9 protein-coding genes are annotated in these 13,635 nt (G+C 43.1%); 3 read left to right on the top strand and 6 right to left on the bottom strand.

Annotated features, from left to right (window positions below):
- Window positions 1-220 precede the first annotated feature (220 nt).
- The 6 genes from QQ041_RS21800 to QQ041_RS21775 all read right to left on the bottom strand — a co-directional run bounded on the left by QQ041_RS21800 (window position 221) and on the right by QQ041_RS21775 (window position 7,641).
- Window positions 221-439 carry a DUF2835 domain-containing protein gene (locus QQ041_RS21800; protein WP_004733645.1) on the bottom strand — a complete coding sequence of 73 codons (219 nt, stop codon included), beginning with the start codon at window positions 437-439 and terminating at the stop codon, window positions 221-223.
- 194 nt (window positions 440-633) lie between these two features.
- Complete coding sequence (pepN, locus tag QQ041_RS21795; protein WP_285955040.1) at window positions 634-3,240, bottom strand: aminopeptidase N; 2,607 nt, start codon at window positions 3,238-3,240, stop codon at window positions 634-636.
- Between the two features lie 218 nt (window positions 3,241-3,458).
- Complete coding sequence (locus QQ041_RS21790) at window positions 3,459-4,142, bottom strand: hypothetical protein (protein WP_285955039.1); 684 nt, start codon at window positions 4,140-4,142, stop codon at window positions 3,459-3,461.
- 274 nt (window positions 4,143-4,416) lie between these two features.
- On the bottom strand, window positions 4,417-6,411 hold the full coding sequence (gene prc, locus QQ041_RS21785) for a carboxy terminal-processing peptidase (protein WP_146489716.1): 1,995 nt from the start codon (window positions 6,409-6,411) through the stop codon (window positions 4,417-4,419).
- Between the two features lie 17 nt (window positions 6,412-6,428).
- Complete coding sequence (gene proQ, locus QQ041_RS21780) at window positions 6,429-7,052, bottom strand: RNA chaperone ProQ (protein WP_017057223.1); 624 nt, start codon at window positions 7,050-7,052, stop codon at window positions 6,429-6,431.
- A 97-nt stretch (window positions 7,053-7,149) separates the two neighbouring features.
- Window positions 7,150-7,641 carry a GAF domain-containing protein gene (locus tag QQ041_RS21775; protein ID WP_086711493.1) on the bottom strand — a complete coding sequence of 164 codons (492 nt, stop codon included), beginning with the start codon at window positions 7,639-7,641 and terminating at the stop codon, window positions 7,150-7,152.
- Between the two features lie 89 nt (window positions 7,642-7,730).
- Between QQ041_RS21775 and QQ041_RS21770 the strand changes: the two genes are divergently transcribed.
- Genes QQ041_RS21770 through QQ041_RS21760 form a run of 3 tightly spaced genes read left to right on the top strand, consistent with a single transcriptional unit; the run spans window position 7,731 to window position 13,509 of the window.
- Window positions 7,731-9,527 (top strand): ABC transporter ATP-binding protein, encoded by a 1,797-nt coding sequence (locus QQ041_RS21770; RefSeq protein ID WP_285955038.1) that lies wholly within the window; start codon window positions 7,731-7,733, stop codon window positions 9,525-9,527.
- 54 nt (window positions 9,528-9,581) lie between these two features.
- Window positions 9,582-10,865, top strand: coding sequence for a paraquat-inducible protein A (locus QQ041_RS21765; protein WP_285955037.1), 1,284 nt, complete (start codon window positions 9,582-9,584; stop codon window positions 10,863-10,865).
- Window positions 10,852-13,509 (top strand): MlaD family protein, encoded by a 2,658-nt coding sequence (locus QQ041_RS21760; protein WP_285955036.1) that lies wholly within the window; start codon window positions 10,852-10,854, stop codon window positions 13,507-13,509. Before QQ041_RS21765 ends, QQ041_RS21760 begins: the two co-directional genes overlap by 14 nt.
- Window positions 13,510-13,635: the final 126 nt, after the last annotated feature.

The raw sequence follows: 13,635 nt of genomic DNA, 5'->3' as shown, positions 1-13,635 counted from the left end.
TCCACAATTAGAATTATATTTTATTATTAGGGGGATCACTTAATCTGATGTTTGAAACGTGCCGTTGAGCGCTTTTCTACTAACGAGTTAAGCAAAGGTAATGCATTTATTTATTGTAAAAGCATTATTGAAAAATAGTTAATTGTTTTGGAGGTGGTAAGAGGTGAAATGTTTGATTATGTGATTAAGATTCCTTTTAACTCACTAGGCACGCCAAGGTTTACAGAGCTTCTAACTTAATAAACTTATTTTTTTGGTCAGTTGTCAGCCTAAACTGCCCTCTAACCCCTATTTGTGTAAGAAATGGTCTGAACCGAGTTGCAGGTAACTGCAAACGTAAACCTGTTGTTGTTATCACTTGAACTTTACTTGCCGCACCAGAATAGCTGGCCAAAAACTGCTGATATGAGATGTTAAGTTGGAAAATATAGCGATTCATACAATACCTGTATAAATATACAGTGCCGGTGTTTTTTGGCACTTAACGATGTCTGACTGTGAAACTGAGCTTGAAACTGCTCTAGCTTATCGAAAATTCGATGAACCAGAAACAAAAAATCAGCGGTAGATATTATCTACCACTGATGACCTTTAGTTATAGTAAACCGTTTACCTGAATGAGCTGCTGCTGACTTAAGCCTCTAGTGCTTTCGTCACTTTCTCAAACAAGTCTTTTGCTAGGTTGTCCATGTTCTTTAACGTCTCTAGTTCTTTTTTGATAAGAGCTTGGCGTTCATCATCGTACTTACGGAACTTAAGTAGCGGGTCAATCAGACGTGAAGCCACTTGCGGGTTGCTGCTGTTCAGTTCACGCAAGATTTCTCCTGCAAACTCATAGCCCTGACCTGACTTGTCGTGAAACTGAACCGGGTTCATGTTTAAGAATGAACCGACCAAGTTACGGGTACGGTTCGGGTTCTTCAAACTGAACGCTTGGTGCGACATCGACGCTTTGATAACTTCAAGTGCGTTTGAACTTGGGTTTGTACCTTGCAATGCAAACCACTTATCCATAACAAGGCCGTCGTGTTTCCACTTGTCGCTGTAATCTGCCATCAAAGTTTCACGACATGCCAGTTGTGCGCTGTTTGCCGCGCCCATCGCTGCCATTGTATCTGTCATGTTGTTTGCCTGCTGGTACATTGCAACAACCAAATTGTTACCCTGCTCTGTATGTGCTAAGTAACTTAGGCAAACTTTACGCAAAGTGCGCTTACCAATCGAATCGTGATCGATTGTGTATTCCGCTAGTGCATTGCTGTGATAAACCGCAGCCAGTTCGTCTTCAAGTTTTGTAGCCAGTGTTACCTTCATTGAATTCAACACAGATGCAACCGCATCAATATCAACACGCTCATACCAACCTGATACTTCGTTGTGGCTTGGCAATGAAAGCATTTCTGCGATGAATGCAGGTTCTAGCGAATCACTCAGTAGTACGCCGCGGAATGCATCAACAACAGACTCTGATAATTCAAACTTCTGACCTTGTTGAACGTTCTCAACGTTACTGCGAATGTACTTAGCCAATAGCATTTGACCCGCATCCCAGCGAGAAAACTCATTGCACGCATTCACCATTAAGAAGATCAGCTCGTCATCTGAATAGTCGTATTCAAGTTTTACTGGTGCAGAGAATTCACGCAGCAATGATGGCACTGGTTTCTCGCTTACGTTCTCGAACACAAAAGTCTGTTCAGCTTCTTTCACATCTAATACATTGTGAACAGGCTTGCCGTTACATTGTAACTCAATCACATCACCTGTCGCTGTGTACAGTTCGATGTCTAGAGGAATATGCAGGGCTTGTTTTTCAGCTTGCTCATGTGTTGGTGCCGTTACTTGACGAGTTGTTAACGTGTATTGTTTCTTATCTGCATCGTAATGACTTTCAACAGACAGCGTTGGCGTACCAGACTGGCTGTACCATAAACGGAACTGAGACAGATCAACACCTGATGCATCTTCCATTGCTGCCACGAAATCTTCACATGTTGCTGCCGTACCATCGTGACGTTCGAAGTACAGCTTCATACCTTTTTGGAAACCATCTTCGCCCAACAATGTATGGATCATACGGATCACTTCACTGCCCTTTTCGTACACTGTCAAAGTGTAGAAGTTATTCATTTCTATCACTTTATCTGGACGAATTGGATGTGACATTGGGCTCGCATCTTCTGCGAATTGTGGACCGCGGATAATACGTACGTTGTTGATACGGTTTACTGCACGAGAACCAAGATCCGAAGAGAACTCTTGGTCACGGAATACCGTTAAGCCTTCTTTCAAGCTTAGTTGGAACCAATCGCGGCAAGTCACTCGGTTGCCGGTCCAGTTATGGAAATATTCGTGACCGATTACCGCTTCGATACCTAGGTAGTCTGTATCCGTTGCAGTTTGGTCATTCGCTAGAACAAATTTCGAGTTGAATACGTTCAGACCTTTGTTTTCCATCGCGCCCATATTGAAGAAATCAACGGCTACGATCATGTAGATGTCTAAGTCGTATTCTAAGTTGAAACGCTCTTCATCCCACTTCATTGAGTTAATCAAAGAAACCATCGCGTGGTTAGCTCTGTCTAGGTTGCCTTTGTCGACAAAGATTTCTAGGTCAACCTTGCGGCCTGATTGCGTAGTGTAAGCATCACGAAGTACATCAAAATCACCGGCTACTAGTGCAAACAGGTACGCTGGTTTTGGATGTGGATCTTGCCACTTCACCCAGTGACGACCATTTTCAACTTCGCCTTCATCTACACGGTTACCATTACTTAATAAGAACGGGTTCTCTGCTTTGTCTGCGATTACCGTTGTGGTGAATTTCGCCAATACGTCTGGGCGATCCATGTAGTAAGTAATACGACGGAAACCTTCCGCTTCACATTGAGTACAGAAAGCACCACCTGATTTGTACAATCCTTCAAGTGCGCTGTTCCCTTCAGGATTAACTTCGGTAACGATCATTAATGTGAATTCTTTTGGTAAATCGTTCAGTGTCAGTTGAGTTTCAGACTGCTCATACTGAGTCCACGCTTTACCTTCTACCAAAACAGAAACCAACTTCAAGCCTTCACCATCAAGTACTAAGGTCGAGCTATCTTTCTCTTGCTTAACACTAGACACAGCCGTAATGATGGATGCTGAATCGTACAAATCGAAAGTAAGATCGATTTCAGAAATAGTGTGAGATGGTGATTGATAATCTTTACGATACTTGGCTTGAGGTGTATGTGCCATGACGGGTTCCTTTTGATCGTTATGCGTAATTATTTTTTAACTGTCTATATCTAAAGGTTGAGCGCCAATAAAACAAGGGGAATATTAAAAAAAGGAGGCATTGTAAGAAAATGCCTCCATGTTTTGCTATTTTATCAATCAAATCAGACAGGAACGCCTAAGAAATGAACTGTGCACAATATTATCAACGAGTACGACTTAACTGCTAAAACTCACGATTATCGGATGCGATTGAGCACCGCAAACATGTCTCCCTCTTCACCTTGCAGTGTTAACACATCGCTGTTCAGTGTGTAACGAGTACCATGTTCACCATTCTCATAAAGTAACACTAGCTGGTCGCCTTCGGTGTAGTACACACCGCGGCGAATGACTTCACCACCTTCTTCATCGGAAACTCGGAACATGAATATAAAGTCTGGTTGAAGAACCAAATCCATTTTTTGAATATTACTCGCACGTAAATCACTTCCGGAAAGCTCGGCGCTTGACCAGATCCCCGCTAATGCGTTTGGCAAGGCTTTGGTGAACATAACACCGTTAAGATTTAGCATATTGTGGTTACTGCTGTACGCATAAACCTGCGGTTCAGAAGTATTCAAACCTAAAATAATCGTGTCTTCATTAGCGTTATACAAACCTTCCCAATGATCCACACTGTAGTCTTTCTTTTGAATATCAATTGAAAATGAGTAGTTTGAATCAAGAGTCAGCTTAATTGCTCTAAAGTTTTCAGTGCCTTGCTCAGGATCTGGATTCATCAAATACCAATCGCCAAGCAACAGAGGTAGATCAAAATGAGATAGATTACTATCACTTTTTGATTGTTGGTTGCTCGGAGCTACTTCACTGCCGAAAGCCACAAAACTTAAACAAGATAAAAATAGTAGAATCCATTTCATACGCGCCCCCTCATTTTCTTTAAGCTTAGGCACGTAATGAATAGAAAGCGAAAAAATTTGATCCAAGTCACTAAATTTCAAATGCAAAGTAACTTATCTGTCATTATTGACCGCAAAATAGAGCTAAATCCCCCTCAATATTTAAAGTACTTTGCGACAATCTCAATCAAAATAATCAAATATTCCTTTCAAATCATAGGCACAAAAAAAGCGAGCCTAGGCTCGCTTTTTAAATTTCGCGTCTTTAAACAATTACCTTTAACAGGCATTTGCTCTATTTCTTGATCATATCCAGCATGATAGCAACAGACTCATCAAGATAAGCATCCGGGGCTTCATAGTCTTTAGGAATATCATCCAACGTTTTAAACGCCTCTAACTTAGCAGCTTTTTGACGTTGATTGATACGATCTAGACGAAGTACATCCGCATCATCGCTCTCTTGCTGACGTACCTTTTCATTCAAAGAAAGGTCATTATCGTCTTTATCTGCCTTATATTTTTCAATATCTTGCGCGATAAAGCCAAATTCCATATCTGTCGCAATACGAGCTTGGTGTTGAGCCGTTAAAGCAGCAATTTGCTCGTCGTTACGCTGTAACACTGAGTAGTTTGCTTTATCAATGCTGTCCCAAGGTAGAGCATTATCTTCAACACTTTCTCCGGTATCTGCCGGGTCAATTGGTGTTGGGTAAGCAATATCAGGCACTACACCTTTGTTTTGCGTACTACCACCATTGATTCGGTAGAACTTTTGGATTGTGTATTGAACGTAGCCCAACTCTTTGTCGAACAAATCATAAATATGATTCAAAGAACGATGCTGTTGTACCGTACCTTTACCGAAAGAGTTCTCACCTAGGATGATTGCACGACCGTAATCCTGCATCGCTGCTGCAAAGATCTCAGATGCCGAAGCACTGTAGCGATTCACCAATACCGTTAAAGGACCTTGGTAACTGATTTCACCATCAGTATCGCTGTTCACTTTGACACGACCGTAGCTATCACGAACCTGAACAACAGGCCCCTCTTTGATAAACAAACCAGAGAGTTCGGTTGCTTCCGTTAGTGCACCACCACCGTTGTTTCGCAGATCAACAATAATACCTTCAACACCTTGCTCTTTAAGTTCGGTGATCAGTTTATCGGTATCTTTAGAAAGGCCAACATAGAAACTTGGTACTTCTAGTACACCAATCTTCTTGCCATCTTTCTCGATAACTTCTGACTTAACAGCGCGGTCTTCTAAACGAATCTTATCGCGTACAATTGTGACAACGTGACTTTTTGCATCTTTACCGTCTGGCAAGATCTGTAGCTTAACTTTGGTCCCTTTCGGTCCTTTAATTAATTGCACTACATCGTCTAAACGCCAGCCGATAACATCAACAATCTCTTCACCATCTTGACCAACACCAACAATACGGTCGCCATCGCTCAGCTGTTTGCTATTTGACGCAGGACCACCAGCAACTAAAGATCGAATAACGGTGTAGTCGTCTGTCATCTGAAGTACAGCACCAATACCTTCTAGAGATAGGTTCATCTCAGATTGGAATTGCTCTGCATTTCTTGGAGAAAGGTAACTGGTATGCGGATCAACTTCACGCGCAAATGCGTTCATGTAGATCTGGAAAGCATCTTCGTTGTGCGATTGCGTAATACGCTTCATCGCATTGTTGTAACGCTTTTCCAAAACTTCTTGAATCTCTGGCCACTCTTTACCAGTAAGTTTTAGATTCAACGCATCGTATTTAACGCGTTTTCTCCAAAGCTCATTCACTTCAGCGATATCTTTTGGCCATTCCGCTTCGCTACGATTGAGCTCAATACTTTCATCGGTATCAAACTTAATCTCTGTATCTAGCAAAGACAATGCATATTGAAAACGTTCAAAACGCTTCTGCATAGACAAATTATAAACATCGAATGCAATCTGGTTATTGCCCGATTTCAGCTGATCATCAATTTGTGTAGAAGACGCAGCGAAAGAGTCAATATCAGCTTGAGTGAAGATATTACGATTATAATCTAGCATCTCTAAGTAACGATTAAAGATAGCTTGAGAGAAATCATCGTTGAGATTGAAGTGCTTATAGTGAGAACGAGTAAATCGAGAAGTAACACGTTTACTAGCAGTTTCGTGTTGGACCTCAGGAGCGAGTAGAGGTAAATCGTCCTGATCTAATTTGGCTTCGAGAGCCTGAGCTGAAGCTGCTAGCCAAAAGCTAGCAGCAATCAGTGTCAATTTTGAACGGCATTTCATGCGTAGGAGTATCTCCTTTAAGCGCGCAAGTGCTCCGCTTTAACAACCATTTGTAGGCCGTTTGCTAACTGAACACGCACATCTTCCTTATTGATTTCAACAATGGTCGCAGCCATGTTTCCTTTACCCATGTTCACATTTACTTCTTTGCCAGCGATAAATTCGTCAGCGTTCAAAGCGCGTGTTTCTACAGGCTTTTCTACTTTTGGTGCTTTAGGCGCTTGACGACGAGGCTGTTGAGCTTTCTTCGCCTTAGGTTTCGCTTTGCCTTCTTCACGAGCTTTTTGTGCTTGTTCTTTACGACGAGCCTGAACTTTCGCTTTGCTTTCTGCAAGTGTCGCTTTAGCGTGTTCAACGTGCTCTTCTTCTAGTGTGCCACACGCGTTGCCGTCTAGGTCAACACGTTCTGCGCCAGCTTTTACGCCGTGCAGGTAACGCCATGATGATGTGTACTGTCTTAACGCTGCACGAAGCTGAGTCTTACTTACTTTTTCGTCTTCGTTTAGACGTTCAGCAAGATCTTGAAAAATACCAATTTTAAGTGGCTTCGCTTCACCTTCTAGAGTAAAGCATTTAGGGAAACATTCAGCAATATATGCGATAACTTCTTTGCTGTTTTTTAACTTTTCAGTGTTTTCCATGTGGGTTCCTGGTTTTTGCGGTTTTCCGCGAGCATTAAGAAAATATTTTTACGTATTATAGAGAGATGCTTGGGAAAAACCACAGTAAGAGAATAATTTATGCCTTGTTCGCGTGCGAATTAAGCAGCTTTTCCACTTCTGCCATGAAAAATGTTAATCCGTCCTCGTCAATTTGAGAAAAACGACCAATATTTGGGCTGTCGATATCAAGAACGCCAGCGATTTTTCCGCCAATCGAGAACGGAATGACGATTTCTGAGTTACTTGCAGCGTCACATGCGATGTGACCTTCGAACTCATGAACATCATGAATGCGCTGAACTGTATTCGTCGCAACCGCAGTTCCACACACACCACGCCCTACCGGAATTCGTACACAAGCAGGTTGACCTTGGAAAGGACCCAGTACAAGTTCGTCTTTTTCCTTAGCTTGGTCCTGCTTCATTAAATAGAAACCCGCCCAATTCAGTTCATCCAATTCCATGAATAATAATGAACTGATATTAGCAAGATTAGCAGTTAGATCGGTTTCTGATTCAATTAATGCAACGGCTTGTTTGGTTAAGCGTTGGTAATGTTCTATTTTCATATTAACTTCCAATTAAATTGAGACTTCCATTATCAAGAGAACGCAGTAGAATGCGGCCATCAAACTAAATAGGACTTATTCTCATTACAATGAACAATTCAAAAGACACTATTAGCCGTTCTTGGTTAATAACTCAAGTAAAAAAACACAAGTCCAAATTACTGTTTGCTAACATTATTGCCATATTTGCAACTCTCATTAGTGTCCCTATCCCGTTGCTCATGCCATTAATGGTTGATGAAGTATTACTTGATAAGCCAGCTTCAGGCTTAGAGATGATGAACCACCTACTTCCATCATCGTTACAAACACCGACTGGCTATATAGCACTAACTTTGCTGTTAGTGATTATCATGCGCACCATTAGCCAAGCGTTAAACATTCTGCAAGGGCGTCAATTTACACTCGTCTCAAAAACAATTACCTATCAAATGCGAAGCAAGATGATAGATAAGCTTGGCCGCATTAGTATTAGACAGTACGAAACCAAAGGCAGCGGTGGTATCAACGCCCACCTGATAACAGACATAGAGACGATAGATAAGTTCATTGGCTCGACTTTGTCTAAGTTCCTCATCAGCTTCTTAACCGTGTTTGGCACCGCGATCGTGTTATTGTGGTTAGAATGGCGATTAGGGTTGTTCATTTTACTGGTCAATCCTGTTGTGATTTATTTCTCCCGTAAACTAGGCAGCAAGGTTAAGCACCTTAAAAAGTACGAGAACCAATCTTTCGAACGTTTTCAAAACCGCTTGGTTGAAACCTTAGATGGTATTTATCAGCTACGTGCAGCCAACAAAGAACGTATCTTCCTAGATGAATTGAAGGTTCAAGCGAACCAAGTAAGAATCGATGCCGACAAATACGCTTGGCAATCTGAAGCTGCTGGGCGTGTTTCGTTTCTGCTCTTTCTATTAGGCTTTGAACTTTTCCGAGCTGTCGCGATGTTAATGGTGCTATTCAGTGACTTAACCATCGGTCAGATCTTCGCGGTATTCGGTTACTTATGGTTTATGTTAGGCCCAGTTCAAGAGCTGCTAGGGATTCAATTCTCTTGGTATAGCGCGAAGGCGGCACTACAACGAATCAATGATCTTCTGAAGTTAGAAGAAGAGCATCGCCCAGTAAGCAAGGTAAACCCTTTCAATGAAAACCAAGAAGTGACGGTAGACATCGAAAACGTTACATTCTCTTACACATTAGAAAACACTGTTTTAAATAGCCTATCACTGCACATCCCTGCTGGTAAAAAGGTCGCTTTAGTGGGTGCGAGTGGTGGCGGTAAATCCACATTAATCCAATTGCTGATTGGGGTTTATCAAGCCGATTCAGGTTGTATACGCTATAACGGCGAAAAAACTGATGACATCAGCTTTGATATTATCCGCAATGAAATTGCCGTTGTTTTACAACAACCTATACTCTTTAACGATACATTAAGGCATAATCTGACCCTTGGCGCTGAATACGATGAAATGTCGTTATGGCGTGCGCTTGAAGTCTCTCAAATGCAAGATGTTATTAAGCAACTGAGTAATGGATTGGATACACAAATTGGTAGGAACGGAGTTCGACTGTCTGGCGGTCAACGACAACGTCTAGCAATAGCCCGCATGGTGCTGAGCAATCCTAAGTTTGTTATTCTTGATGAAGCGACATCTGCACTCGACACTGCAACAGAGTCGGCACTGCATAAAGCTCTGAGCGAGTTTTTGAAAGATCGCACAACTTTGATAGTGGCTCATCGATTATCAGCGGTGAAACAAGCCGATCTAATCTATGTTTTAGAAGATGGGCAAGTCACACAGACGGGAACACATGGTGAATTGGTTGAACAACAAGGACTTTATCAAACACTCTACGGCAGTGTGCAATCGCACGCCTGATGTTTATAGTTCTGAGTCTTTAAGTCGGGCATCGAGTCTGACTAACGTTTCAACTTGGGAGGTCGCGTGACCTCCCCATCCGTTACCACCCCTTTATCAACGAAGCATCAATGCGATAGCAGCTCAGTGCGTCTTTGTCAGGGCTGCGAGCTTCCCGTAGATAAAATGGACATCCCTTTGGGGAAATCTGCTTACTGTCCAAGGTGTGGTACTCAGCTTTATAGAGGCGGGACCCCTAGCCTCTCTGGAAACCTAGCAATTGCGATTACCTGCTTATTGCTGTTTATCCCCTCGCACTTTTTTGAATTCATCAGTATTCGCCTGATTGGTGTCATGATACCTGCTACATTACCATCCGGCGTCTTTACTTTAATGGGTGAAGGCTTCCCTCTGCTTGGCTTACTGATCCTGTTCTGCAGTTCGATCGCTCCGTTGCTCGTGTGTACATCGGTACTCATTACCCATTTATCATTGCGCTTCAAATTTTTTACACCATTTAGGTATGCGTTAGCCATCATCCAGACATTAAAACATTGGATGATGTTGGATGTGTTTCTGGTAAGTTTGGCGGTCTCATGTTTCAAACTGCAAGACTATTCCGATATTTTTGTCGGCCCTGGATTGGTTGGCCTCATTCTTCTGCAGCTTTTCAGTGTATTGTTGGTAAGCCGCACCAGCGTGCGTCGCTACTGGGAAGCTTGGACAAAAGAATCTGACTACTCATTTACTGAAAGTAAGAACGTACACTGTCACAACTGCCACCTATCTCAACCGGATGGGCATACTTGCGTGCGTTGTCACCATGACTTATACCACCGCAAGCCCTACTCTATACAGAAGACATGGGCACTGTTGTTTGCCGCATCAGTGGCTATTGTGCCAGCCAACGTCATTCCGATTTCTATCCTTATCACCAACGGACAAAGGCTAGAAGACACAATAATTTCCGGTGTCGCGTCGCTAATAAATAGCGATATGTATGGCATTGCAGCGATCATTTTCATTGCCAGTATCGTCGTTCCCGTCGCGAAAATACTGGGCCTCGCGTACATCTTAATCTGTATCAAGATGAAGCGTACGATTTACCACAGACAACGTATGACCATCTATTTCATCGTGAAATGGGTGGGAAAATGGTCGGTTATGGATCTATTCGTTATTTCGATCATGATGACCTTGGTCGACCGCGGACAAATTTTAAACTTTACACCAGGTTATGGTGCAGTCGCTTTTGGCGTCGTGGTTGTTCTCACGATGCTAGCAGCGGAAAGCTTAGATCCTAGGCTAATTTGGGATAACTACACCTCTAAAGATGAGTCAGTGAATGAACAACGATAACCAATCACAAACGTCATATTCACCAGAAGTAAGGAAAAACAAAGGCATCTCACCTTTGTGGATTCTGCCGATATTAACCGTCGCATTAGCCGGTTGGTTGGTCATGAAATCGATCCACGATGCAGGCCAACGTGTTCAGATATACTTTTCAGATGCCGCAGGTTTAGTCGCAGGTCGAACAACGATTCGTTACCAAGGCTTAGAGGTGGGTATGGTGCGCGACATCACCTTATCCAAAGATCTATCGAGCATCTATGTCGATGCTGACATCTACCCAGAAGCGAAGAAACTACTATCAAAAGGCACACGTTTTTGGCTCGTAAAGCCAACGGCCAGTTTGTCTGGTATCTCTGGGTTAGATGCACTTGTTTCAGGTAACTATATCGCTATACACCCTAGCGAAACTAAAGAAGAGCCAGAAACCGTTTTTCAGGCTTTAGAGTCGTCCCCTTCTGATTTGCTGGCTTCTGAAGGTCTAAACATCTCATTGACGACCAAAGATCTAGGTGGTGTGTCTGTTGGCTCTCAAATCGTTTATCGTAAAATCCCCATTGGTGAGGTTTACAACTACCAGCTAAACGACAACGCTAAATCCGTAACCATTCAAGCGTCAATTAAAGATGAATACAGCCATATCATTACCGATCAAAGCCGTTTTTGGAATGTAAGTGGCTTAGGTGCCAGTATTGGATTTTCAGGTGTTGACGTGCGCTTAGAAAGCCTCAGTGCGCTACTTGGCGGTTCAATTGCGGTCGACTCTCCGGGAGAAGGTCAGCCTGTCGAGATGAACACCAAATTCAAACTTTACCCAGATTTGAAAACAGCAGGTCGTGGTATCTCTATCAAGATCGCTGTTCCCGATGATAACAAGATCAGTGCAACGGGCGCTCCGATCATGTATCGCGGCATTGAAATCGGTCAAATCACCGACTTATCTTTAAGCGAAGGACGTGAAAACGTGGTCGCATCCGCTGCTATCCAGCCTGCATTCAGTGACTTTTTAAATAGCGGCAGTAAATTCGTTCTAGAAGAAGCTGAACTATCGCTTACTGGCATGAAAAACATTGCCAACTTAGTGACAGGTAACTTTTTAACCTTGGTACCGGGCAAAGGTGAAAAAGCCCGTCGATTTACTGCGATCCGTAAGAACGAATTCAGTCAGGAACAAGAGAAATCCGTTGCGATTCGCTTAACCTCAAACAATTCGTTCGGACTGGATGTCGGTACACAACTGCTCTACAAAGGTATTGCTGTTGGCTCTATCATCCAAGTGGGCTTAGTCGATGGTGTTGGCACTGGCTCTGATAAGCACGAAGTGTTCATGGATGCGCTTATCGACAACGAGTACGCGCACCTTATCAAAAGTCACAACCGTTTCTTCGTGACAGGCAGTGCGACCGCGGAGCTTACTGAATCAGGTTTGAGTGTTACTGTTCCACCAGCAAAACAGCTTCTGACTGGCTCAATTAGCTTTGTAAGTGAAGGTAAATCTGAAGCTCGAACGGACTACCAACTTTTCCAAAGTAAATCGTTAGCAGAAATCGCTAAGTTTAATCAGTCCGGCTCAAAGACGCTTTCGTTGTTTGCCAGTGAGTTACCTTCAATTTCTAAAGGCAGCCCACTACTCTATCGCAACCTACAAGTGGGTAGTATTTCTGATTTTCAGCTTGCAGACGGTGGTGTAAGAATCAAAGTCACGATCGAAAATCGTTATACGCACTTGCTCAATAAGCATACCGTTTTCTGGAACCGTTCAGGCGTTGAGGTTGATGCGTCACTATCGGGTATCAGTATTAAAGCGGCGCCAGTTAAAACTCTTATCCAAGGCGGTATTGCTTTTGACTCTCTGCCGGGAATCGACAACAAACTTGGTGATGTGTGGAAGCTTTATAAAGATTCGAAATCCGCTCGAAAATTTGGCCGCGCGATTACTATCACCTCTTCTGGCGATCAAGAAGTCAGCAAGGGTATGGCGATCAAATATCAAGGTGTCACTGTTGGTGAGGTTACTTTGGTGATTCCGAACTTCAACAAAGGCGGTATTGAGATTACTGCGCGTATTTTACCTGAGTACGTCGACAAGATTGCCGTGGCGAACAGTCACTTCTGGTTGGCAGAACCTGAGATTGGCCTTAACGGCATCAAAAACGTCTCTGCGATCCTCTCTAAACACATCAACGTAGATCCGGGCAAAGGTGAAAGAAACACGAAATTTGAGCTTAGCAAGGGACCAGTGCAGCCTGAAGGCAAAATATTCCAGCTACAAAGCGAAACGCGAGGCTCGGTATCAGAAGGCACACCTATCCTATTCCGCGAGCTTGAAATCGGCAGTGTTATCGATGTTCAGCTAGGCGAGTTTGCCGACCGCATTATATCTACGATTCAAATAGAACCTGATTACGCGTATCTAATTCGCGCAAACACTGTGTTCTGGAACGTGTCGGGCGTCGATGTCTCTATTGGTCTGTCAGGCGCAAACATCAAAGCCGGAACGGTAGACAGCTTATTAAGAGGTGGTATTACATTCTCAACCCCACCGACGAATGAACTTCAACCAGTCGCAAGCGAAGATCAGTCTTTCTATCTCTATCCTCAAGCCGAAGATGAGTGGAAATCATGGAGAACCGCGATTCCTCGCCCATAGAGTGAATTCCCACACGTTTCAGGAAGATTAATTCTTCATCAAAATGCAGCCATTAGGCTGCATTTTTGTTGTTTGCTATAAATATGGTTTAGGACGGCCTCATTTTGCTTTAAACTCACCGCATTA

Origin of the sequence: Vibrio sp. TMPB1044, assembly GCF_030442075.1 — a bacterium.
GTDB lineage: Bacteria > Pseudomonadota > Gammaproteobacteria > Enterobacterales > Vibrionaceae > Vibrio > Vibrio satsumensis.
Note: the sequence above shows the minus strand (reverse complement) of the source record. Positions and strands in the feature narration are given on the sequence as shown.

Coding starts and splice junctions, on each gene's coding strand:
- QQ041_RS21760 (WP_285955036.1), top strand. CDS start 10,852: ATGAACAACGATAACCAATCACAAACGTCATATTCACCAGAAGTAAGG.
- QQ041_RS21790 (WP_285955039.1), bottom strand. CDS start 4,142: ATGAAATGGATTCTACTATTTTTATCTTGTTTAAGTTTTGTGGCTTTC.
- prc (WP_146489716.1), bottom strand. CDS start 6,411: ATGAAATGCCGTTCAAAATTGACACTGATTGCTGCTAGCTTTTGGCTA.
- QQ041_RS21775 (WP_086711493.1), bottom strand. CDS start 7,641: ATGAAAATAGAACATTACCAACGCTTAACCAAACAAGCCGTTGCATTA.
- proQ (WP_017057223.1), bottom strand. CDS start 7,052: ATGGAAAACACTGAAAAGTTAAAAAACAGCAAAGAAGTTATCGCATAT.
- QQ041_RS21770 (WP_285955038.1), top strand. CDS start 7,731: ATGAACAATTCAAAAGACACTATTAGCCGTTCTTGGTTAATAACTCAA.
- pepN (WP_285955040.1), bottom strand. CDS start 3,240: ATGGCACATACACCTCAAGCCAAGTATCGTAAAGATTATCAATCACCA.
- QQ041_RS21800 (WP_004733645.1), bottom strand. CDS start 439: ATGAATCGCTATATTTTCCAACTTAACATCTCATATCAGCAGTTTTTG.